17 protein-coding genes are annotated in these 23,129 nt (G+C 69.4%); 9 read left to right on the top strand and 8 right to left on the bottom strand.

Features of this window, described 5'->3' with window-relative positions:
* Nucleotides 1-15: 15 nt before the first annotated feature.
* Complete coding sequence (locus ACPCUW_RS27830) at nucleotides 16-948, bottom strand: proteasome assembly chaperone family protein (RefSeq protein ID WP_062962321.1); 933 nt, start codon at nucleotides 946-948, stop codon at nucleotides 16-18.
* A 320-nt stretch (nucleotides 949-1,268) separates the two neighbouring features.
* Here ACPCUW_RS27830 and ACPCUW_RS27835 point away from each other — a divergent pair, with 320 nt between their 5' ends.
* Nucleotides 1,269-1,982, top strand: coding sequence for a sensor domain-containing protein (locus tag ACPCUW_RS27835; protein ID WP_423428101.1), 714 nt, complete (start codon nucleotides 1,269-1,271; stop codon nucleotides 1,980-1,982).
* Nucleotides 1,983-2,852: 870 nt separating this feature from the next.
* The gene (locus ACPCUW_RS27840) at nucleotides 2,853-4,238 is read left to right on the top strand and encodes a DUF4192 family protein (RefSeq protein ID WP_423428103.1); all 1,386 of its coding nucleotides are present in this window, start codon (nucleotides 2,853-2,855) and stop codon (nucleotides 4,236-4,238) included.
* A gap of 35 nt (nucleotides 4,239-4,273) precedes the next feature.
* On the opposite strand, the gene galE is transcribed toward ACPCUW_RS27840, so the two are convergent.
* Together galE and ACPCUW_RS27850 are read right to left on the bottom strand one after the other, a co-directional pair.
* Nucleotides 4,274-5,254, bottom strand: a complete 981-nt coding sequence (gene galE, locus ACPCUW_RS27845; protein ID WP_423428105.1) for a UDP-glucose 4-epimerase GalE — start codon at nucleotides 5,252-5,254, stop codon at nucleotides 4,274-4,276.
* A 3-nt stretch (nucleotides 5,255-5,257) separates the two neighbouring features.
* Nucleotides 5,258-5,944 (bottom strand): metal-dependent transcriptional regulator, encoded by a 687-nt coding sequence (locus tag ACPCUW_RS27850; RefSeq protein ID WP_030517246.1) that lies wholly within the window; start codon nucleotides 5,942-5,944, stop codon nucleotides 5,258-5,260.
* 251 nt (nucleotides 5,945-6,195) lie between these two features.
* Here ACPCUW_RS27850 and ACPCUW_RS27855 point away from each other — a divergent pair, with 251 nt between their 5' ends.
* The 3 genes from ACPCUW_RS27855 to ppc all read left to right on the top strand — a co-directional run bounded on the left by ACPCUW_RS27855 (nucleotide 6,196) and on the right by ppc (nucleotide 12,987).
* Entirely contained in the window at nucleotides 6,196-7,428 is a 1,233-nt protein-coding gene (locus tag ACPCUW_RS27855; protein ID WP_104364462.1) for an acetoin utilization protein AcuC, read from the top strand.
* Nucleotides 7,421-10,120 (top strand): bifunctional GNAT family N-acetyltransferase/acetate--CoA ligase family protein, encoded by a 2,700-nt coding sequence (locus ACPCUW_RS27860; protein ID WP_104364463.1) that lies wholly within the window; start codon nucleotides 7,421-7,423, stop codon nucleotides 10,118-10,120. Before ACPCUW_RS27855 ends, ACPCUW_RS27860 begins: the two co-directional genes overlap by 8 nt.
* 80 nt (nucleotides 10,121-10,200) lie before the next feature.
* On the top strand, nucleotides 10,201-12,987 hold the full coding sequence (gene ppc, locus ACPCUW_RS27865; RefSeq protein ID WP_305781289.1) for a phosphoenolpyruvate carboxylase: 2,787 nt from the start codon (nucleotides 10,201-10,203) through the stop codon (nucleotides 12,985-12,987).
* A 196-nt stretch (nucleotides 12,988-13,183) separates the two neighbouring features.
* Here ppc and ACPCUW_RS27870 read toward each other — a convergent pair whose 3' ends face one another.
* The 3 genes from ACPCUW_RS27870 to ACPCUW_RS27880 all read right to left on the bottom strand — a co-directional run bounded on the left by ACPCUW_RS27870 (nucleotide 13,184) and on the right by ACPCUW_RS27880 (nucleotide 16,285).
* Nucleotides 13,184-14,152: a sigma-70 family RNA polymerase sigma factor gene (locus tag ACPCUW_RS27870; RefSeq protein WP_030517242.1), complete on the bottom strand. Its 969-nt coding sequence runs from the start codon at nucleotides 14,150-14,152 to the stop codon at nucleotides 13,184-13,186.
* Between the two features lie 123 nt (nucleotides 14,153-14,275).
* Nucleotides 14,276-15,862, bottom strand: coding sequence for a DUF7059 domain-containing protein (locus ACPCUW_RS27875; protein ID WP_423428108.1), 1,587 nt, complete (start codon nucleotides 15,860-15,862; stop codon nucleotides 14,276-14,278).
* Nucleotides 15,863-15,928: 66 nt separating this feature from the next.
* Nucleotides 15,929-16,285 (bottom strand): DUF3099 domain-containing protein, encoded by a 357-nt coding sequence (locus ACPCUW_RS27880; RefSeq protein WP_051756799.1) that lies wholly within the window; start codon nucleotides 16,283-16,285, stop codon nucleotides 15,929-15,931.
* A gap of 337 nt (nucleotides 16,286-16,622) precedes the next feature.
* Here ACPCUW_RS27880 and ACPCUW_RS27885 point away from each other — a divergent pair, with 337 nt between their 5' ends.
* A complete protein-coding gene (locus ACPCUW_RS27885; RefSeq protein WP_030517239.1) occupies nucleotides 16,623-16,856 on the top strand; it encodes a DUF3039 domain-containing protein in 234 nt (77 codons plus the stop codon).
* A gap of 122 nt (nucleotides 16,857-16,978) precedes the next feature.
* On the top strand, nucleotides 16,979-18,001 hold the full coding sequence (locus ACPCUW_RS27890; RefSeq protein ID WP_423428110.1) for an alpha/beta hydrolase family esterase: 1,023 nt from the start codon (nucleotides 16,979-16,981) through the stop codon (nucleotides 17,999-18,001).
* Between the two features lie 62 nt (nucleotides 18,002-18,063).
* Here the strand turns inward: ACPCUW_RS27890 and ACPCUW_RS27895 are convergent, their stop codons facing one another.
* Nucleotides 18,064-19,203: a YihY/virulence factor BrkB family protein gene (locus ACPCUW_RS27895; RefSeq protein ID WP_423428160.1), complete on the bottom strand. Its 1,140-nt coding sequence runs from the start codon at nucleotides 19,201-19,203 to the stop codon at nucleotides 18,064-18,066.
* Between the two features lie 251 nt (nucleotides 19,204-19,454).
* Between ACPCUW_RS27895 and ACPCUW_RS27900 the strand changes: the two genes are divergently transcribed.
* Entirely contained in the window at nucleotides 19,455-21,176 is a 1,722-nt protein-coding gene (locus tag ACPCUW_RS27900) for a DEAD/DEAH box helicase (protein ID WP_227462841.1), read from the top strand.
* 64 nt (nucleotides 21,177-21,240) lie between these two features.
* Here ACPCUW_RS27900 and ACPCUW_RS27905 read toward each other — a convergent pair whose 3' ends face one another.
* The gene (locus ACPCUW_RS27905; RefSeq protein WP_423428113.1) at nucleotides 21,241-21,855 is read right to left on the bottom strand and encodes a TetR/AcrR family transcriptional regulator; all 615 of its coding nucleotides are present in this window, start codon (nucleotides 21,853-21,855) and stop codon (nucleotides 21,241-21,243) included.
* Between the two features lie 101 nt (nucleotides 21,856-21,956).
* On the opposite strand from ACPCUW_RS27905, the gene ACPCUW_RS27910 reads away from it, so the two are divergent.
* Entirely contained in the window at nucleotides 21,957-22,694 is a 738-nt protein-coding gene (locus tag ACPCUW_RS27910; protein WP_063019147.1) for an SDR family oxidoreductase, read from the top strand.
* The last annotated feature ends 435 nt before the right edge of the window (nucleotides 22,695-23,129 follow it).

Consider the following 23,129-nt stretch of genomic DNA (forward strand, 5'->3'; position numbering starts at 1 on the left):
GCGATGTGGTGTGGGTCAGTCCCGGGGGTCGTCGCCGTCGCCGAATTCGGTCTGCTCGGCGAGGAAGCGCTCGAACTCCGCGCCCAGTTCCTCGCCCGTCGGCAGGTCGGCCTCGCCGGCGAGCAGGCTGGAGCGGCGCTCTTGGGCGGTGACGAAGCTGTCGTACTGGCGCTCGAGCGCCTGCACCACCGTCTCCACCTCGGCATTTCCGGCGATGTGCTCGTTGACCTGTTCGCGCACGCGGGCCGCTGCCTCGCCGAGTGCGGCCAGCGGAAGTTCCAGCCCGGCGTTGTCGGCGACGTTCTCCAGCAGTGTCTGCGCGGCTTCCGGGTACGCGGTCTGCGCCAGATAGTGCGGGACGTGCACCGAGAATCCGATGGATTCGTGGCCGTGCTGTCCCATGCGGTACTCCAGCAGCGACGACGCGCTACCGGGAACCTGCAGTTCTCCGGGCCAGCGCTGATGCTCACCGATCAGATCGCGGTCGCTGGCGTGTGCGGTGACACCCAGCGGCCGGGTGTGCGGAATCGCCATCGGGATCGCGCTCAGGCCGATGCTGCGACGCACGCCGAGCTGTTCGGCCAGCAGGCGCACCGCCGTCACGAACTTTTCCCAGCGCAGGTCGGGTTCGATGCCCGACAGCAGCAGGAAGGGGGTGCCGGCGGTATCGCGCAGCGCCCACAGGTTCAGTTCCGGATCGGCGTAGTCCGAGAAGTGATCGGTCTTGAACGTCATCAACGGCCGCCGCGAGCGATAGTCGAGCAATTCGTCGACGTCGAACGAGGCGACGAGCTCCGACTCGAGGCTTTCGCGCAGATGGGTCGTTGCCAGCCGTACCGCGTGACCCGCGTCGGTGAAACCTTCCAGGCCGTGCACCAGCACCGGACCCTCGCCGTCGGCCGAGGACAGCTGCGGAGCGGGGAACTCCAGCTCGTACATACTGCTCATTTGCCAAACTCCCTGGTCAAGCCCTGTCCGCCTCAGTCGTTTTCAGTGGTGGCCCGGTGCCGGATCTCGCCACCTCTCCACCGTCCAGGGTACGCGCGCGGGGGTCGCGTACCGGTCGGCGTGCGGGTGGTGACATCCGACGGAAACCGCCGGTCCACCGGGGGATGTAACCCTGCAGAGTAGCGGTCGCGGAGCGTACCCGGCGGAGGTAGGCCACGCTCTGCCCTACCGGAGAAGACAACTCCGGATCGGCGGGCCGTATTCCCGCGGGGTCGGCGTGGCAGATTCGCGGGGGCGGCGGTATCGGCCATAGTGGGGGAGTGAGCGTCCCGGATCCGCCGGCCTCGCGGAGGCGCCGCGGGTTCGGCCGCACCGTCGGGTACGCGGCATTGAGTTGTCTGCTCGCCGCGTGCGGTTCCACGGTGTCCGGGCATCCGGCCGCGATGCGCCAGAGTGTGGTCACCCGGCATATCGACGGTGATCTGACGGCGATGCTGCCCGGCCAGGACCGATTCCCGACGGGCTATACGACCGTCGTCGCCTCCGGTGATCGCGCCGCGGCGGCAGCCGCGGACCTCACCGCGATTCCGCCGGGGGCACAAATCGACCCGCCGGACTGCGCACCCGATCCGCCCGATCCCGGCCGGATCGCCGTCGTGGTCGGCACGGACGACCGGACGCGAGCCACGATCACCGTCGTGCTCAGCCGTACGAACGAGCCGTTGTCCCATCTGGGGGATCAGCTTTCGCGCTGCGCCACGGTGCACGCCCGGCACGCGGCGATCGATCGCACGATCACCACGCGGCTGCTGCCGCCTCCGCCGGTCGATGCCGACGACTCTCTGGCCTTCGGCCGGACGGTGACCGGCGCGCCGCCCGGCAGCTCCGCCGATCCGGCCTTGCGCACACTGCTCGCGCAGGTCGGTGACATCCGAATCGAAACCACGGCAATGACTTTCGGTGCCGACGCACCGGATACGACCGGCCTGGACCAGGTCTTCACGGCCGCGGTCGCCAAGGTCCGCACCCGCTGAACACCTCTGGCGGATGTGCTCTCCCCGGCGCAACCGTAACAGCAGGCACCGACATCTCGGCCTGGTTCCACCGCGTGTCGCCGCCGCGATCCCCAGGTCTCGAGGGGCTCCCCAGACGAAATGAAAGCCCAGCTCAGCCACGCGGGCCGGCGGTGACGCCCGGGCAGTGTGAATGCCATGACCACACACACCGACCCCAGCCGGCCCAGCACCGACCGCCCCGATGCCGTGCGGACGCCCCCGCTCTCGAACACTGCGTCGCATCCCGACGCGGCCTCGCCGGAGGCGGACACGATACGAGTCGTGACCGGCCCCGGCACCCCGCCGCTGCCCGAGCCGAGGGCGGGGGCGGGCGTGCCGGGCCGAGAGGGCTGCTCGACGACCGCGGATCATGCGCGGAAGGCAGGCCACGGCGGGTCGGAGGGCACCTCTGCCGCTGCGGGTCATGCGCGGAAGGTCATGGACGCCTGGGGGGCCACGAAGGCCGCGGAGGACGAAGCCGCTACCGATAGTGAGCGCGACGCGGCGTCGCCGCCTTTCTCACCGCGCATCGCCCCACACGCCCACCGGATCTGTCGCTCGCAGAACGGAGTCACCCGCACGACGGGCGGGTGGACGGGCGGGTCGCCCGCCGAGACGGTACCAGTTCCGTTGCACTGCAACACTGTTCGCGGGAGCGCACGTGTGGACGCCCCGCGAGACGCGTGTGCCGGCACCCGATGCGCGGCCGTGCGCGAAAGCGCCGGCGCCGGAGACGGCTGTGGCTACTCGAGGGAGCCGAAGCGGCGTTGGCGGTGTGAGGCCGATCAGGTGTTGCGGCCGCGTGCGGATATCTGCGGAAGCGACGGCGGTGACGAGGAATACGGTGCTGTGCACAACGCGGACGACATGGTGGACGCCGGTGGTGATACGGCGAAACCGCTGTCGTCACAGAGTGATACGCCGCCGGAACCGGCGGGGAGCGTGGCGGACACGCCTCTCGCCGGACCGGGTTCGACACCGCCCGGCGGGGATGGGCACGACGGTGAGGCCGAACCGGGTTCGTCCGGCCGGGGCGACGGTGGGACGTCCGGGAACCTGGCCCAAGACGCGATGGAACAGCACACGCGAGCAGAAGGCGTCGAACAGCTGTGGACGGCGACGGCGCTGACCATGAACGAACCGGCGGAGTTCATCGCGGCCGTGCCCGCGCTGCTGGGATTTCGACCGCAGCGCTCGCTGGTGGCCTGTCTGCTGCTGCGGTCGCAGAAGTACCCGGGGGCGGTCTATCTCGGAGCGGTGGCCCGCCACGATCTCGACGTAGCGGGCTGCGGGGCCTGGGTGCGACTGGCCGGCCAGCTGGCCGCCCTCTGTGGTCAGGAGCAGGCCGTCGGTGTGGTGACGCTGATCGTCGACGATCGTGCCACGGCACCGCGGGCGGGGCGGGCCGGGCGGCGCGCGGCCCGGCATCGCGACTTGGTGCGGGTGCTCGACGGCGCGCTGCGGAGCCAGGACGTACTCCTCGCCGAAGCATGGGCCGTGGGCGGGATCACCCCGGGTGCCGACTGGTGGAGTGTGCTCGATCCGGACAGTGCCGGGACACAAGCGGATCCGGCGGCCTCGCCGGTCGCGCTCGCCCAAGTGCTCGACGGCCGTCCCATCCGAGGCTCGCGCACCGAGCTCACGGCCGCGGTGGCAGAGGATATGCCGCTGCGTGTCGAGATCGACGCGGTGATCGGCAGCGCCGCGGAGGCCGCCAGGCTGCGGTTCCGGCGCGCACTGCGTGCCGGCGAGCCACGCTCCTACAGCCGCGCGGCCCTGGACATGGTGCTGTGGCAGATCAGCACCGTCGAATCGGGCGACGAACTCGACCCACGCGAACTCGCGGATCTGGCCGTCGCCGTGCGCGACACCGCGGTGCGCGACTCCCTGTTCGCGGTGGCGCTGGGTGCCCATGCCGCCGCGGCCGAAGCGCTGTGGTCCCGTGCCTGCCGCGGCCTCACCGGCCCCGACCGCGCTGAACTGGCCACCCTGTTCGGCTACAGCGCCTACACCCGCGGCGACGGACCGCTGGCGGGTGTGGCGTTCGAGGCGGCACTGCAGGCCGATCCGGCGCATCGCATCGCACGACTGCTGGATGCGGCGCTACGCACCGGCATGCGCCCCGGTGATGTGCGCAAACTCGCCGTCAGCGGCCGCGATATCGCCGCCGGCCTGGGGGTCGACCTGGCCATCGCCGACCTCGGCGAACCGCCAACCGACGCGGAGTCGCGATGACACCCGCCCGGTCACGGTCGCGGGGACCGCGCGTATCAGCGAGCGCTGTGCGCGCGGTCGCCGAGCGAGGTGAGGAAATCCCACGCGTCGGAGACGATTTCGTCGAGATCGTTGTGTTCGGGCTGCCAGCCGAGTTCGTCGATCGCCTTCGCGCTCGAGGCGATCAGCACCGCCGGATCACCGGCGCGCCGCGGCGCGTCCACCGCCGGAATGGGCCGGCCGACCACACGCTCACAGGCCGAGATAACTTCGCGCACCGAGAAACCCGTACCGCTGCCGAGGTTGAAGATGCGATGTTCGCCCGGCCGCGACTGCGCCAGCGCCAGCACATGGGCACGGGCGAGGTCACGAATGTGGATGTAGTCGCGCACCGCGGTGCCGTCCGGCGTCGGGTAGTCGGTGCCGAAGACGGAGATCGAATCCCGATGCCCCAGAGCCGTTTGCAGGATCAACGGGATGAGATGGGTTTCCACCACACGGTTCTCACCGAGCCCGCCGTAGGCGCCGGCGACGTTGAAATACCGCAGGCTCGTCGCGGCCAGACCGTGGGCGACGGCGTAGGAGGTGATCGCGTGGTCGATCGCGAGTTTCGACGCCCCGTAGGGATTGGTCGGCCGGGTCGGGGCGGACTCGAGAATCGGAACCAGTTCCGGCTCACCGTAGACCGCCGCGGTCGAGGAGAACACCAGCCGCGGGGTCTGCGTGCGGCGGATCGCCTCCAGCAGCGCCAGCGTCTTCACCACATTGCCGTACCAGTACTTCTCGGGCTGCTGCACCGATTCACCGACCAGCGACTGCGCCGCGAAATGCAGGACGCCGTCGAAGGATTCGGATTCGATCAGTTCGACGCCGGTGGTCGCGATATCTCCGTCGACGAATTTCGCCCCGGCCGGCACACCCTCGGCGTTGCCGGTGGACAGATCGTCGACCACCACGACCTCGTGGCCGTCCTGAACCAGTACCTGGGCGCATACTCCGCCGACATATCCGGCACCGCCGGTTACCAGGAGTTTCATTCGTCAGGCCAGCCTGACCTGGACCGCGTGGGCCATCTCGTCGGACAGTTCGAAACCGACGTGCCCGGGCACCGAGATGATCACCACACCCGGCTTGGTCTCCACGGTCACGCGGGCGTCGGGGACCACCCCCGCCTCCCGCAGCTGACCGATCACATCCGGATCGGCCTGGATATGTTCCGACAACCGCCGCACGACGACCGCCGACACCTGTCCGGGCGGCAGATCGGAGAGCCGGACCAGCGTCTCCTCACCGGAATGGATGGAGTTGACGCCGAGTTCGTCCAGGCCGGGGATGGGGTTGCCGTACGGGGAGGTGGTGGGATGGTTGAGCACCTCGAGCAGACGCATTTCCACCTCCTCGCTCATCACGTGCTCCCAGCGGCAGGCTTCGGCGTGCACGTTCTGCCAGTCCAGCCCGATCACGTCGACCAGCAATCGTTCGGCCAGCCGGTGCTTGCGCATGACCGCCACGGCCATCGCACGGCCCTTGTCGGTGAGTTCGAGGTGCCGGTCGCCGGCGACCATCAGCAGACCGTCGCGCTCCATCCGCGCGACCGTCTGACTCACCGTCGGGCCGCTCTGCTCGAGGCGCTCGGCGATACGCGCCCGCAACGGCACCACGCCCTCCTCCTCGAGGTCGTAGATGGTACGGAGATACATCTCCGTGGTGTCGACCAGATCCTTCACCTGTTACCCCTTCGTCGGCACGAATTCTACCCACGCCCGGCTGCGCAATCGGCCTCAGCATATTTCGCACGTCCTGCACGAACTCCGCCGATACCTGCGCGCGCGACCGGATGCGCGCGGGCGACAGGCGCGCCCGGTGTCGTCTTGCATTTCTACTGCATGACAACGACAACTCGGGTGGTCTGCTTCCCGTGTCCCCGGCCGTGCGAGCAACGCCACGGCGACGGGCCGCGGTGGGCTAGCGTGACGGTATGGCAGACGACGCCGCCGTGGTGTGGACCGACCGCTTCCTGGACTACACCTGGACCCCGGAGCACCCGATGAAACCGGCCCGGCTCCGATTCACGATGGCACTCGCGCGCAGTCTCGGATTGCTCGACGGCATCGAAACCCTCGCGCCCGGTCCCGCCGGCGACGGTGAGCTGCTGCGCATCCACACCGCCGCCTATCTCGACGCGGTGCGTCACGCCGTTCCCGCACCGCCGGGCACCACACCGCCGGCCGCGCCCCCGCACGGGCTGGGGTCGATGGACAATCCCGTCTTCCCTCATATGCACGAGGCGGCCTCGGTGATCGTCGGCGGAACCCTTGCCGCCGCCCGGGAAATCGCGGCCGGCCGCACCCGGCGGGCGGTGAGCATCGGGGGTGGTATGCATCACGCGATGCCCGACGCGGCATCGGGGTTCTGCGTCTACAACGATGTGGCGGTGGCCATTTCGTGGCTGCTGGACAACGGATTCGACCGCATCGCCTACGTCGACGTCGACGTGCACCACGGCGACGGCGTGCAGCGCGCCTTCTACGACGACCCTCGCGTGCTGACAATTTCGCTGCATCAGCATCCGGCGACGCTGTGGCCCAACACGGGCTGGCCCGAAGAGATCGGCGCGGGCCCGGCCGAAGGCACCGCGATCAACCTCGCCGTCCTGCCCGGTACCCGGGATGCGCAGTGGCTGCGCGGATTTCACGCCGTGGTGCCCGGAGCGCTGGCCGCGTTCCGGCCGCAGCTGGTGGTCAGTCAGTGCGGAGTCGACAGCCATCGCGAAGACCCCCTCGCCGACCTCGAACTCACCGTCGACGGCCAGCGCGCGGCGTTTCGCGCCATGCGTGAACTCGCGGACCGATATGCCGAAGGGCGCTGGCTGGCCGTGGGCGGCGGCGGCTACGGGGTGGTCCGGGTGGTGCCGCGAGCGTGGACCCATCTGCTGGCGATAGCGCTGGATCGCGAGATCGATCCTGGGACCGTCATCCCCGAGGAATGGCGTGAGCTCGTGCGCGCCTATGCCCCGACCGTGCCGGCGCCGGTCACGATGGGCGACGGTGGCGACACCGCGTTCACCCCGTGGGAGGGGCCGGGCGGTGTGCTCGACACCGGCGACGCCCGTATCGACCGCGTGCAGCGCGCGATCGACACCTCGGTGCTCGCCACCCGCCGCGCGACCTACGGATTGCTGGGCCTGGACCCGGAGGACCCCCGTGACTGAATCATCCGCCACCACACCGGACGCCGAGAACACTCCCGCCGATCCGCCGCCGCCTCCGCAGCATTGGTTCGCCGACGTGCTCGCCGCCGACGGCGGTGTGGTCCGGCTCCGCCCGATCACCCCCGCCGATGCGGAGCCGATGCAGGCCTTTCACGCGGCGTTGTCCGATCGCACCCGCTATCTGCGTTATTTCGGTCCCTATCCGCGGATGACACCGAAGGATCTGTACCGCACCACCCACGTGGACTACCACAATCGAGTGGGGCTGGTCGTCGAGCTGGGGTCGGTGATCATCGCGGTCGGCCGCTACGAACTGCTCACTGATCGCGAAGGCCCTCGCGCGGCGGAGGTGGCGTTCGTCGTCGCCGACGAGCATCAGGGCCGCGGGCTGGGGTCGATTCTGCTCGAGCATCTGGCCGGTGCGGCCGCCGAGAACGACATCGAGACCTTCGTCGCCGAGGTGCTCGCCGAGAACCACACCATGGTCACGGTTTTCCGGGAGGCCGGATACCAGGTGCAGCGCAGTCGCGACGGGTCGGTGTTGCACCTCGAATTCGCCATCGACCCCACCGAAGCGCTGCTGTCGGTGCGGGATTCGCGGGAGCGGGCCTCGGAGGCGCGCAGTGTCGGCAATCTGCTGGCCCCGCGGTCGATCGCGGTCATCGGCGCCACCCCGGCGGCGAGCCGGGTCGGCGGGGCGGTGCTGGCGAATCTGCTGTCCGGCGTGTTCCAGGGCCCGGTGTACCCGGTGAATCCGAACCGGAACTCCGTCCGCGGTGTGCGCGCCTACCCGACCGTGCACGACATCCCCGACGAACTGGATCTGGCGGTGGTCGCCGTACCGGCCGAGGAGATCAAATCCGTCCTCGACGACTGTATGGCCAAGGGGGTCAAAGGCCTGGTCGTGCTGACCGCCGGATTCTCCGAAACCGGGCCGGCCGGCTATCACGCCGAACGCGATCTGGTCGATGCCGCGCGCGGCCACGGCATGCGGGTGGTGGGCCCGAGTGCGCTCGGTATCGCCAACACCGATCCGGCGGTCTCGCTGAACGCCACGCTGGCGCCGGTCCTGCCGGGTCGCGGCCGAGTCGGATTCTTCTGCCAGTCCGGGCCGCTGGGTGCGGCCATCCTGGGTGAGGCGGCCGCGCGCAAGCTCGGCCTGTCGACCTTCGTCTCGGCGGGCAATCGCGCCGATGTATCCGGCAACGACCTGCTGCAGTACTGGGACACCGATCCCGACACCGACGTCGTACTGCTGTATCTGGAGACGTTCGGCAATCCGCGCAAGTTCTCCCGCATCGCGCGCCGGGTGGCCCGCACCAAGCCGGTGGTGGCGGTGAGTAGCGGCCGCAACGCCGCCAACGTGCCGGTCAGCGGTCTGGAACGGTCGGTGGAACGCGATCTGTTCGCTCAGGCCGGAATCGTGCAGGTCGATACGATCGCCGAACTGTTCGACTGCGCCATGCTGCTGGCGTATCAGCCGCTGCCCGACGGTCCGCGGCTCGCGGTGATCGGCAACAGCGCGGCTCTGGGCTGGTTGGCGGTGGATGCGGCGCGCGGGGAGGGACTGGAGGTGGGGGAGCCGACCGATCTGGGGCCGCAGGCCGAACCCGCCGACTACCTGACCGCCGTCGCGAGTGCGATGGATTCCGCCGAGGTCGACGCCGTCATCGTCATCTTCGCGCCGCCGGTACCGGCGGCGGTCACCGCCTTCGCCGAGGCGATCCGGGCCGGCGCGCAGGATGCGGTCAAACCCGTGCTCACCACGTTCGTCGCCGATCACGGAATGCCGAACCTGCTCACCGTGCGCGGTGCCGGCGGCATCGTCGACCGCGGTTCCATTCCGTCCTACCCGGATCCGGAACGCGCGGCGCGGGCGCTGGCTCGGGTGCGGCGGTACGCGGCGTGGCGGACGCGTCCGGCCTCCCTGGTGGTACGGCCGGACGGTCTCGAGGTCGTGCGGGCGCGAGAGCTGGTGGAGCAGTGGATGTCTCGCAGTCCCGACGGGGAGTGGCTCGGTGACCTGGAGGCCGCGGAACTGCTCGCCTGCTACGGCATTCGCGTGGTGGAATTCCGGGAAGCCCACGATCCCGAGGCCGCGGTCGCGGCAGCCGCGGAATTGGGATATCCCGTCGCCGCCAAGGCCACCGGCGAAATGTGGCGCAGCCGGCCCGATTTCACCGGTGTCCGCCTCGATCTGTGGCGCGACACCGCGGTCCGGCGTGCTTATACCGATCTGGCGGAGTTGACCGGCAACGCGGTCGTCCACATTCAGAAGATGGCGACCAAGGGGGTGGGGTGTGTGCTGCGAGTCCAGGACGATCCCTCGTTCGGATCCGTCATCGGATTCGGCCTCTCGGGAACCATCATCGACCTGCTCGGCGACCGCGCCTACCGGGCGCTGCCGCTGACCGAGGCCGAGGCGGTGGAACTGATCGACGCGCCGCGCGCCGCCCCGCTGCTCGACGGGCAGGCCGGATCGGGTCGCACGATCGGCGAACCGGTGGACAAGAAGGCGTTGGCCGCACTGGCACAACGCATTTCGGCGCTGTGCGACGATCTGCCGGAGGTGCGGGAATTGTCGGTGGAACCGGTGCTGGCCTCACCGGAGGGCGCCGCGATCCTGTACGCGCGGGTGCGGATCGGGCCGGAGCCGAGCCGCTTCGACAACGGGCCGCGCCGCCTGGTGTGAGCCGTCGCGTGCCCGGTCCGCCATACCGCCGTGACCAGCGCCACCGCGGCCGGTCGGGCGACATGGTCGATACTGGCCGTATGCGCGAAGATCAGATCGAGAGCGCTACGGCGCCCCTGCGGGACGATATTCGGTTTCTCGGCGCGATCCTGGGCGAGACCATTCACGACCACGAGGGCCCCGAGGTGTTCGACCTCGTCGAACGGGTGCGGGTCGAGGCCTTCAGGGTGCGGCGGTCGGAAGTGGAACGCAGCGCGGTCGCGGAGATGCTGCGCGATACCGAGTTGCGGGTGGCGATCCCGCTGATCCGGGCGTTCAGCCATTTCCTGCTGCTGGCGAATCTCGCCGAGGACCTGCAGCGCGACCGCCGCCGCGCGGTCCACGTCGCCGCCGGTGAGCCACCGCAGGAATCCAGCCTGGCCGCGACCTATCGGGCTCTCGACCACGCCCGCGTCGACGGCGCGGTCGCCGCGGAGGTGCTCGACGACGCGCTGGTCTCGCCGGTGATCACCGCTCATCCCACCGAAACGCGGCGCCGTACCGTCTTCGACGTCCAGGCCCGCATCACCGAACTGATGCGGCGGCGGGCGCGCTATCGCGAGGACGAACCCGAATACGCGGCGATCGACCACGACATCCGCCGCCAGATCCTCACCCTGTGGCGCACCGCGCTGATCCGCCTCGCGCGGTTGCGGATCTCCGACGAGATCGAGGTCGGATTGCGCTACTACGACCTCACCCTGCTCGAGGTGATTCCGCGCATCAACGCCGGGGTGCGCGAGGCGCTGCGGGCGCGGTGGCCCGGATACGATCTGCTCGCCCGGCCGATCCTGCGGCCCGGTTCCTGGATCGGCGGCGACCGCGACGGCAACCCGAACGTGACGGGCGAGGTGGTGGAACGCGCCACCCGCCGGGCCGCCACGGTGATCTTCGGCCACTATCTGAAAGAGCTTGTCGCGCTGGAGAAGTCGCTGTCGCAGTCGATCCGGCTGGTCGCGATCACCCCGGAGCTGGCCCGGCTGGCCGATGCCGCGGGCGACGATTCACCGCAGCGCGCGGACGAACCGTATCGTCGCGCGATCCGCGGCATCCGGCTTCGGGTAGCCGCGACCGCGCAGCGCGCCCTCGGCTCGGCGGCCGAATTCCCCTCGGTGCTCGAACTGCCGGGTGAGCAGCTCGCCCGCGTCGCTCCGTACGAGGGGCCGGCGCAGCTGCTGGACGAGCTGAACACCATCGACGCCTCCATGCGCGAATCCGGTGACGGCCTGCTGGCCGACGACCGCTTGGCCGCACTGCGCGGAGCGGTGGAGACGTTCGGATTCCACCTGCAGGGCTTGGACATGCGCCAGAACTCGGAGGTGCACGAGCAGGTCGTGGCCGAACTGCTGGCGTGGTCGGGAGTGCACCCGGATTACGGCAGCCTCTCCGAACCGGAGCGTGTCGAGCTGCTGGCACAGGAATTGAGTACGCGCCGCCCGCTGCTGGGCCCGCACGCCCGGCTCAGCGAACTCGCCACCAAGGAATTGGGTGTGGTTCGTGCGGCCCGGGCCGCGATCGACGCGCTGGGGCCCGATACCGTGCCCAACTACATCATCAGTATGTGCACCTCGGTCAGCGACATGCTCGAGGCGGCGCTGCTGTTGAAAGAGGCGGGAATTCTCGACCCCGGCGACGAACAGACTCCACCCCACTCCCCGGTCGGGGTGGTTCCGCTGTTCGAGACGATCGACGATCTGCGCGGTGGTGCGGCGACTTTGGCCGCGGCACTGGAGGTTCCGGCGTACCGCCGGCTGGTCGCCGCCCGCGCGATGGCGCAGGAAGTGATGCTCGGCTATTCCGACTCCAACAAGGACGGCGGATATCTGGCGGCGAACTGGGCGTTGTACCGCGCCGAACTAGATCTGGTGGAAACCGCGCGCAAGACCGGAATCCGGTTGCGGCTGTTCCACGGCCGGGGCGGGACTGTCGGCCGCGGCGGCGGCCGCAGCTACGACGCGATCCTCGCCCAGCCGGTGGGCGCGGTGCGTGGTTCGCTGCGCCTGACCGAACAGGGTGAGGTGATCTCCACCAAGTACGCCGAATCCGGTTCGGCCCACCGCAATCTGGAATCGCTGGTCGCCGGAACGCTGGAATCGTCACTGCTGGATGTCGAGGGGTTGGGGTCCGGCGCCGAGGCGGCCTACGAAGTCTTCGAGGAGCTCGCGGACGCGGCGCGCGAGGTCTATGCGCGGCTGGTGCACCGGACGCCCGGCTTCGTCGACTACTTCCGGGCTTCCACGCCGATCGCGGAGGTCGCCGACCTCAATCTCGGCAGCCGGCCGGCCTCGCGCAAGCCCACCAATTCGGTGTCGGACCTGCGGGCCATTCCCTGGGTGATGGCGTGGAGCCAGTCGCGGGTGATGCTGCCGGGCTGGTACGGCACCGGCAGCGCCATCCAGGAGTGGGCCGGTACGGATTCCGAGCGCTGGGATACCCTGCGCGATCTGTATCGGCAGTGGCCGTTCTTCCGCACCGTGATGTCCAATCTGGCGCAGGTGATGGCCAAGGCGGATATGGATATCGCCGCCAGCTACGCGGAACTGGTCGAGGATGCGACGTTGCGCGCCACCATCTTCGGCATGATCCGCGACGAGTTCGACCGCACCGTGCAGGTGCACGCGGCGATCACCGGCAGCGATCAGTTGCTCTCGGACAATCCCGCGCTGGCCGAATCCATTCGTAATCGCTTCCCGTATCTGGAACCGCTGAACCAGATGCAGGTGGATCTGCTGCGGCGCAGGCGCGCCGGGGATGAATCGGAATTGGTCGAGCGCGGCATCCTGCTCACCATGAACGGCCTGGCCACCGCCCTGCGCAATTCGGGATAACCGGCCGATTCGCCCCCGGCCGCAAGGGGATTCGCACACAGAGTCAGGGCGGATCGATACAGCACGCCGGCCGACGGATGTGCCCCGGAGGGGGAAAGGGCACACCGGCGTCGGCCGGCGCAGCGGAGGTGACCACGCTATCCGGTCACCGGGATGGTGCTGGGCCGGATTCCGGGCGGCCCAGCGTCTGTGTGACCTAGCTGGCGTAGGCGCGCAGGCGGTCCGCCCGCTCACCCTTGCGGAGCTTGGCCATGACTTCGCGTTCGATCTGGCGCACGCGCTCACGCGAGAGACCGAACAGTTTGCCGATCTGGTCGAGAGTGCGCGGCTGGCCGTCGTCGAGGCCGAAGCGCAGCCGGATGACCTGCTGTTCGCGCTCGTCCAGGGTGGCCAGCACACTGCGCACGTCGCGGTGCATGAGCCCGGCGATGACGGCGCTCTCCGCGGAGGTCGCCTCCGAATCCTCGATGAAGTCGCCCAGCGGGGCTTCCTCGTCGTTGCCGACCGGCATGTCCAGGCTCACCGGGTCGCGGCTGTGGTCGAGCAGATCGGCGATCTTCTCCACCGGAATACCCGACTCGGCCGACAGTTCCTCGTCACTGGCCTCGCGGCCGAGCTGCTGATGCAGTTCCCGCTTGATCCGGGCGAGCTTGTTGACCTGTTCCACCAGATGCACGGGGAGGCGGATGGTGCGGCTCTGATCGGCCATACCGCGGGTGATGGCCTGACGGATCCACCAGGTGGCGTAGGTGGAGAACTTGAATCCCTTGGCGTAGTCGAACTTCTCCATCGCGCGGATCAGTCCCAGGTTGCCTTCCTGGATCAGGTCCAGCAGCGGCATGCCGCGGCCGGTGTAGCGCTTGGCCAGCGATACGACCAGGCGGAGGTTGGCCTCCAGCAGGTGCTGGCGGGCGGCCTGGCCGTCGCGGACCAGGATCGCCAGATCCCGCTTGCGGGTCGCCGAGAGCCGCTTGCCGGTCTCCAACAGGTGTTGGGCATAGAGGCCCGCCTCGATGCGCTTGGCCAATTCGACCTCGTCGGCGGCCGTGAGCAGCGCGGTCTTACCGATCCCGTTCAGGTACACGCGTACCAGGTCGGCTGCGGGGCTCTGGGCGTCGAGGTCCGAATCGATGGCGCGCACTCCAGTGGTGGCGGGGCTTGTCATGACTTGCCTCCTGTCGGTGGTGTCTCACTCCGAACAACGGACCCGACACTGGGAAAGTTCCCCGCCTTGGCGCCGATAAACCGTGCTGAGCTGCGGCTTTCACATCCTCCGTCTGAGAAGTTCTTAAGAAGGGAACTCCGGGAACAGGGGGGAGGACGCGGGCGCGCGCCCGGCGTCGGTTGCGGTCGCGTCGAGTTCTTCCGGTGTGATCAGTCCGTGCCGGACCAGTCCGGTGACCGCCGACAACGCGTCGGCTCGGAATTGCGGTGTGGCGGTGTCGCCGGTGTGGCCGATCGCGAGCAATTCGACCAGTTCTTCCAACGGCAGTCCGCCGGGCCGCATTCCCGCGAGCAGCGCCGCCAGAGTGTCGTCGATCTCGTGCTGCCAGCGGGGACCGTCACCCCGATGTAGCCGGACCACGCGCTCCTGCCAGCCCTCGGCGCCCAGCAGCAGGACGCGTTCGAGCGCCGTCGCGGCGTCGACGGTGAATCGCGCACGCCAGGCGACATCGTGGTCCGCCAGGACCCTGCGCAGCCACGCCGAGCGGCGGAAGTAGGCCGGTGCCTCCGCGCCGAGCGGGTCGTCGAAACCATGGGTGAGATCCTCGGCGAGCACTTCGGTGGGCCCGTCGATCGCGCGCAGATAGACGAAGCCGAAACCGATACCCTCCACCTTCGCCGCATCGAAGGCGGCCAGCCACTGTTCGGCCCGCTGCTGGGCCTCGGGATCGCGCGGATCGAGGCCGGCATCGCGCAGCCACGTGCCGACATACAGCGCCGGATCGGCCACATCGCGCTGCACGATCCAGGCGTCGACCCCGTGGTCGGGCAGCCAGCTCGCCACCCGGGTCCGCCAGTCGACACCGCCGGCGTGCACCCAGGAGGCGAGCATCGCCGCGGTGCCGCCCGGATTCAGCATCCCGGGCGCCTGGGAGACGACCAGTTCGCTGGCGCCGTCCAGGGCCAACCCCGAATCGCGGTAGGTGTGCTCGATCCGGGCCGGCCCGACCACGAACGGAGGATTGGCCACCACCTGATCGAAGCGGCGCCCGGCCACCGGCTCGAACCACGAGCCTTCGGCGAATTCGATCTCCAGGTCGTTGAGCGCGGCGGTCGCCTCGGCCAGCCACAGCGCCCGGCTGCTGACATCGGTGCCGGTCACCGTCTTCGCATAGCCCGCGGCGTGCACCGCCTGCACACCGCAGCCGGTGCCGAGATCCAGGACCGATCCGACGGGTTCGGTCGGTGTGGCGCGCAGCAGCGACAGCGACGCCTGTCCCACGCCCAGGACGTGGTCGGCGCTGAGTGTGCGGCGCCGCATCGAGTCGTCGAGATCCGACAGCACCCAGCGGGTGCCCGATCCCAGGTCCAGTGGGCGCAGGTCCAGGGCGGCGCGGATCGAATCACCGTCGCGCTCGAGCAGACCGGCGGCGACGGCTCGGCCGAGGTCGAGCGGCGCGAAGGCCGCGGCCACCTCCCGTTCGGGCAGGGCGTCACCGAGCAGCAGCAGCCGGATCAGCGTGCCGAGTTCACCGGCCTCGCGCGCGGCCCGGCGCACCGGTACCGGTTCGGAGCGCCCCAGAGCGGTGTGGGCGTCGGCGCCGATGGCCTCGAGCACGGTGTCGGCGTCGTAGCGGACCCGGGTCAGCGCGGTGCGCAGCGCGGGTGCGAGGGCGGTGAGCAAGGAGGCGGTGGTCCGGTCGGCAGGCACACGAGAACTCTGCCACCTGGTACGGGGTGCCGTACTCGCCGGGTCCGGGCAGGTCGCCCGCGTCGTTCAGCCGTCGATGGACCGATGCTGTCCCGATTCGAGCGCTTTCGCCGCCCGGCGCTCGTCCCAGCGGCTGGGCTCGTCCTTGCTGCGCGGCGGCCGGTCGTTCGCGATGAGGACGGCGATCCAGGGCAGCGGGATGGAGACGCCGATGATGGCCAGGGAGATCAGCGCGTTGCTCCACAGGCCGTAGGCCGCCGCCGCCAGCACCAGGCAGGGAATGCGGAAGCCCATCAGGATCATGTAGCGCTTGACGCGGGCGCGGTGCTGCTGCTCCAGGGAGGGCGCGGCCTCGGTGATCAACACCGGATGCTTGTCCTCCCCGGGGAAATATCCGGTCGAGGCGCGGGTGGGCCGGGGGATCGAGCCGGGAGGCCGGCGCTCGAACGTCGCGCCCGATGGCCGCGGATCGTCCGCCGGCACCGAAACCTCCGGGCCTTCGGCGGCGTTCGCGGAGCCGCTGGGCTCGGCCGCGCGTGCGTCCTCGCGCTCCGAACCGACCCGTCCGGGGCCCGACGTCCGGGACTCGGGCGGTAGGTCGGAGGAGTCGCCGTCACGCTGCATACGTCGAGTCTTCCACTCCGCATGATCGAATGCACACGCGCCTTCGGCCGCGCGAGCACCGCCGGGCCGCGGGGTATTCGATGAGGTTGGCGACACCCGCTCACCACCCTCGCGTGGCGATGGCAGAATCGATGGGGTGAGCACCGACACCCTGGTTCGTCCGGATACGACCACCGACGAGACGACCGACAGCGATACTCCGAAATTCTTCCACTACGTGAAGAAGGACAAGATCGCCGAAAGTGCCGTCATGGGTACCCATGTGGTAGCGCTGTGCGGCGAAGTGTTCCCGGTGACGCGCTCGGCCAAGCCCGGCTCGCCGGTCTGCCCGGACTGCAAGCGCATCTACGAAATGATGAAGAAGGACTGAGCCGCAGCACCGACCGAGCGGCCGGTTGCGGCTGTCTCCTCCGTCTGCGCCCACGCCCGTCCCGCTTGTGTGATCATTGTTCTCTCTGACGAGAACAATGTTTTCCGCGAGGTGGGCACTACATGAAAATCGCGACGTCCCGGTGGTTGCGCACCGTCTCCTGCCTCGTGGCGGCTGCCGCCTTCTCGACCGCGACCACCGCCCAGGCCGGCGAACCTGCGAACGTCGCGGCGCGGCCGTCGCCGGGATGTTCGGCGCCGCATCCCACCGGCACCTCGAACGAGAGTTTCGCGGCGGCCGGGAAATCCGGGACCTACCTTCTCGACGTCCCCGCCGCCACCACACCGCTGCCGCTGGTCGTCGATCTGCACGGCTATCTGGAACCGGCCGCACTCGAGTACGCCGGCACCGGCCTGGGTTCCTTCGGCATGGCGAACGGATTCGCGACGGTCACGCCGCAGCTGGACGAATCCGGTGTGCCGCGATGGGATTTCGGTGAGCACAGCGCCGATATCGCCTACCTGTCAGAATTGCTGACCCACGTCGAGGCCACCCGGTGCGTGGACGAACGCCGCGTCTATGTGACCGGGCTGTCGATGGGGGCCTTCACCACCTCGTCGCTGGCATGTCAGCTCGCGGATCGCATCGCCGCGGTGGCGCCGGTGGCCGGACTGCAGGACTTCGCGTGGTGCGATCCGGTTCGGGCCGTCCCGGTGGTCGCCTTCCACGGCACCGAGGATCCGATCGTCGCATATACGGGCGGTGTCGGGCCCAATGCGAAATATCTGCCCTCGGCCGACGGAACCGGGTCGGCTCAGCGCGGCGATACGCGGCCGAGCGGTGTCGATGGACCCGGACCGGCGAGCATCCCCGATCAGGCGGCGGCGTGGGCGCGGCGCGAAGGATGCGGAACGCAACCGGACCGGCGGCAGGTCACCCCCGACGTCGTGCGCTACACCTATCCGTGCCCGGAGCAGACGGCCGTGCAGTTGTACGCGGTACTCGGCGGCGGGCACACGTGGCCGGGCACCGCGTCGGTGATCTCGCCGGAACCTCTGGTCGGCCGCACCACGACGGCGATCAGCGCGAACCGGATCATCTGGGACTTCTTCCGCGACCACCCGTTGCCCGGCGCCGGGAAGTAGGCGACGCGCCGAACGGCACCCAGCGAGCGGGCCGGCTGCCGGCTCGATCGTCTCCGGTGCGGTCAGCCGGCGGGGCGGATCCGGCCGCGATCGAGGACGGTCGGTGGGCGGGTGTCGGCGCGGTGGGCGGAACCACCGGCGGCGTCGTCGGACTGCCCGGTCGTCGGCGAGGCTTCCGAATGCTGCGCGTGTTGCGGCTTCGCGGTTCCCGGGTCATCGGGCTGCGTCCACGGCAGATCGGCGGGTGGCTCGGCGTCGCCGCGCACGGTCTCATTCTCGTCGTGGGGTCCGTCGTGCCGGTGCTTGCGCCGGGCCCACCACTGTTTGAACTGTTCGAACCGGGTCGCGCGGGCCGGCCAGAACTCCTGCACGGTGGCGTTGAATTCCGCGCCCAGGATCACCGCGAAGGCCAGGAAGAACGTGAAGAGCAGGAAGGCGATCGGCGTCGCGAGAGCCCCGTAACTGACGCCGGCGCGCGCCGCGTAGGTCAGGTAGCGGCGCAGGATGTCGCTGGCCGCCATGAAGAATATGCCGGCCACCAGCGCTCCCCCGAAGAGCCTGTGCCACGGCAGCGACCGGTGCAGGGCCAGCTTGTACAACGTGGTCAGGCCGACGATGAGCAGCAGTCCGGCCGCCGGATAGTAGAAGGTGTCGATCAGGCGTAATCCGGGTTCGCGCCAGTCCGGCGGCAGCGTGCGGCCGATCAGGGTCGGGCCCAACGCCACCAGCGGCAGCACGAACACGGCCGCCACCAGGAACAGCAGATACAACCCGAGCGCGAAGATGCGCTGCCAGACCGGATGGCGGGCATCGGCCTGCCCGTGTGCGGCGACGATGGAATCGACGAAGGTCGCCATGGCCGAGGACCCCGCCCACAGCGACAGCACGAATCCCACCGAGACCACCGCCCCGCGGCCACGCTGCAGTACGTCGCGCACGGTCGGCGCGATCATCTCGTCGACGACGTTGGCGCTGAACAGATTGCGGCTGAAGCTGACGATCTTGCCCTCGACGATGTGGACGGTGTCGGGGCCGAACAGCCCGCCGACGTAACCGATACAACCGAGCAGTCCGAGCAGCAGCGGTGCCAGCGACAGGGTCTGCCAGAACGCGGCGGCGGCCGATTTGGCGAAGATCGAATCGCTCCACGCCTTGTCGGCGACCCGCGCGATCACCTGCCAGATGCGCCGGAGCACGGCCATGACTCGGCCGCGCAGCCGCTGCCAGGAGCGCGCCGCGCCGGAGGTCGAGGCCGGTCGGTCGGAACACATCGTGAGTACAGCATTGCCCACCGGTGGCCCGACGGCAGCAACAGGAGGTGAACGTGTCGTAAGTGTTCTGCCGCACAGGCCCGCGGTGATCTGCGAGGTGAGCCGGGCCGCCGCCGGATTCGTGGCGGATGAGGTGGTGTCGAATTGGCTAGGTGTCGGTGCCGGTCGCTACTGTCTGTCGAGTGACTTCGGGTGGTGGCGGTTCGTTACGAGCATGGCAGCGCAGGGCACTCACCAGATATCTGACGACCAAGCCACGTGACTTCCTGGCCGTGGCCACGCCCGGGGCGGGTAAGACCACGTTCGCGCTGCGGCTGGCGACCGAACTGCTCACCGACCGCACCGTCGACCAGGTCACCGTGGTCGCGCCGACCGAACATCTCAAGCATCAGTGGTCGGCGGCGGCGGCGCGGATCGGCATCCAGCTGGATTCGAACTTCTCCAACAGCACCGGAGGCACCTCCGGCGATTTCCACGGCGTCGTGGTCACCTACGCCCAGGTCGCCTCGCATCCGTTCAAGCATCGGGTGCGGACCGAGAATCGCCGGACGCTGGTGATTCTCGACGAGATCCACCATGCGGGTGACGCCAAGAGCTGGGGTGATGCGGTAGCCGAGGCGTTCGGCGACGCCACCCGCCGCCTGGCGCTGACCGGTACTCCCTTCCGCAGTGACGATTCGCAGATTCCGTTCGTCAACTACGAACCGGACGAATCCGGATTTCCGCGATCGAGTGCCGACTACACCTACGGCTATTCCGAGGCCCTGGCCGACGGCGTCGTGCGGCCGGTGGTCTTCCTCGCCTATTCCGGTGAGGCGCAATGGCGCGACAGCGCGGGGGAGGAGTACTCCGCCCGGCTGGGCGAGCCGCTGAGCGCCGAACAGACCGCGCGCGCCTGGCGCACGGCCCTCGATCCGGCCGGCGACTGGATGTCGAAGGTGCTGACCGCCGCCGACACCCGGCTGCGGCAGCTGCGCGCCACCGGCATGCCCGACGCGGGCGGCCTGGTGATCGCGACCGATCAGGAGAAGGCCCGCGATTACGCCGAACTGCTGGAACATATTTCGGGCAGCAAACCGGCGGTGGTCCTTTCCGACGACCCCACCTCCTCCCAGCGCATCGGGGAGTTCAGCAACACCACCGACCCGTGGATGGTCGCGGTGCGCATGGTGTCCGAAGGTGTGGACGTGCCGCGCCTGGCCGTCGGCGTCTACGCCACCAGCGCCTCGACCCCCCTGTATTTCGCCCAGGCCATCGGCCGTTTCGTCCGTGCGCGCCGGACCGGGGAGACCGCGAGCGTCTTCCTGCCGTCGGTGCCGGTGCTGCTCGATCTGGCCGCCCAGCTCGAGGTGCAGCGCGACCACGTCATCGGCAAACCGCATCGGGAGAAGGACGCCCTCGACGACGAACTGCTGATCGACGCCAACAAGCAGAAGGACGAACCGGGCGAGGAGGAACGCGCCTTCGTCGCGCTGGCGGCCGATGCCGAACTGGATCAGGTGATCTACGACGGCGACTCGTTCGGTACCGCGACGTTCTCCGGTAGTGACGAGGAGGCCGACTACCTCGGCATTCCGGGCCTGCTGGACGCCGATCAGATGCGCGCCCTGCTGCGCGATCGCCAGACCCGCCAGATCCGCGAACGCAGCGCCGCTGTCTCGGTGGCCGAGGCGCCCGATGCCGGCCCGTCCGCGGCGGCCGCGGCCGAACGCGTCGCGACCGCCGATCGGCTGGGGGAGTTGCGGCGCGAACTCAACTCGCTGGTCGCCATGCATCATCACCGCACCGGTAAGCCGCACGGGGTGATTCACGGCGAGCTGCGGCGCGAATGCGGCGGGCCGCCGACAGCGCTGGCGACCGCCGATCAGCTGTCCCAGCGCATCGCGGCACTGCGGCGCATGTAGTCGCAGCTGCGTCGGGGTGGCGAAAAGTCCTGGCCCGCAGGTTTTCCGAGACGGGCCGGGTGTTTCAGCGCTGTTCGGCGGGGGCCGATTCCGGCCAGGCTTGCAGCGCCCGGTCGATGGTCCGGCCGAGCCGGTGCAGGTCCACGCCGTCACCGGCCTGTACCGACAGTCCGAACAGCACGGCGGTGTAGAAATCGGCGAGACCGTCGATGTCGGTGTCGGCCGGCAGATCCCCGTCGTGGATGCCGCGCTCGAGGCGCTGTCGCACCGCTTCGGTGGTGTGGCGACGGCGTTCGGCGAGCAGATCCCGGACGGCGCCGTGGCGCGGGCCCGCCGTATTGCCCGCGACCACCACCAGACATCCGCGCGGCGTGGCGGGGTCGCAGTAGGCGGCCGCGTTGTCGCGCAGCATCGCCTCGACGGCTACGCGCGCAGTCGGCCCTGTCGCGAGCGCGCGGGCGGTGTATCCGCCTTCGGTGCGACCGTAGAGTTCGACGGCTTCGCGGAACAGTTGCTCCTTACATCCGAAGGCGGCGTACAGACTCGGGGAATTGATCCCCATCGCGGACGTCAGATCGCTCATCGCGGCGCCTTCGTAGCCGTGTTCCCAGAACACTTCCATGGCGTGCCGCAGCGCGATGTCGCGATCGAATCCGCGCGGTCGTCCGCGTTCGGCCATCGAATCCTCTTTCTGTGTCGATCACTAAATATATCTCTTGACGACCCTCGGCCGAGCTGCTTGTCTATTTCTGTATTGATCGACACAGAATTGGAGTGCAGATGAGCGAGTCGACCACCGTGGCTCTCGTGACCGGTGGAAGCCGGGGCATCGGCGCCGCGATCGCGCGGCGCCTGGCCGCCGACGGCATGGATGTGGCGCTGACCTACCGCGGCGCGGCCCAGGCGGCCGAGGCGGTAGCCGCCGATATCCGGGGTCTCGGGCGGCGCGCGATCGCGGTGCAGGCCGACAGTGCCGATGCCGCGCAGGTCGTCGCGGCGGTCCATCGCACCGCCGCGGAACTGGGTGGCGTCGACATCCTGGTCAACAACGCGGGCATCTTCCCGGCCAAGCCGTTCACCGATTTCACCGTTGCCGAGATCGACGAGGCGCTGCACATCCACGCCCGGGCCGCTTTCGTCGCGGCGCAGACCGCACTGGCGTACATGGATCGCGGCGGGCGCATCATCAGCATCGGGTCGAACCTGTCCGAACGCGCGTTGTTCGAGGGTTTGACGCTCTACAACCTCAGCAAATCCGCACTCAACGGATTCACCCGAGCCCTAGCGCGGGAACTGGGCCCGCGCGGGATCACGGTCAACCTGGTACAGCCGGGCTCGACCGACACCGATATGAATCCGGCCGCGTCGTCGCACGCCGAGAACCAGCTACGGCATTCGGCGCTCGGCCGCTTCGGCGAGGCCGACGACGTGGCGGGTGTCGTCGCCTTCCTCGCCGGCCCGTCCGGCGCCCGCCTGACCGGTGCGACCCTCACCGTCGACGGCGGCACCAACGCGTGACATCCCGTCGTGCGCGCCGGTGAAAAACGTTGCGGGGTCGAGAGAATCGAGCGGTGTCCACCGCGCGGGCGGGACGTCCGCCGCGCCGGTCTCCTCCGCGCCGCCGGATTGGTAGCCCTGCAGATCCAAGGACAGCCAAGGGTTCTCGTCCACGGCTCGGGCGAGGGCGTAGCAGCCGGCCAGCAGGTGCAGGCAGCGTAGGTTGCGGGCCGAACAGGAGCAGTCGGTCGCAGCGAGCCGCGGTATCGGGGCCAAGCCGGCGGCGGTGAGGGTGGCGTGCACCTCATCGGTGAGCTGGACCAGCTGCGCGGGGATGTGCTCGGCCATGGCGCTCACCACGGACGCCGGCAGCGGTGCGATCTCCAGCAGCGTCACCGATGCCTGCCCGCCACGGTGGATGTGCGCCGAGACCGTGGTGCCGTCGATTGTCAGGTG

Origin of the sequence: Nocardia sp. AB354, from assembly GCF_049538315.1 — a bacterium.
In the GTDB taxonomy this organism is placed as follows: domain Bacteria; phylum Actinomycetota; class Actinomycetes; order Mycobacteriales; family Mycobacteriaceae; genus Nocardia; species Nocardia nova.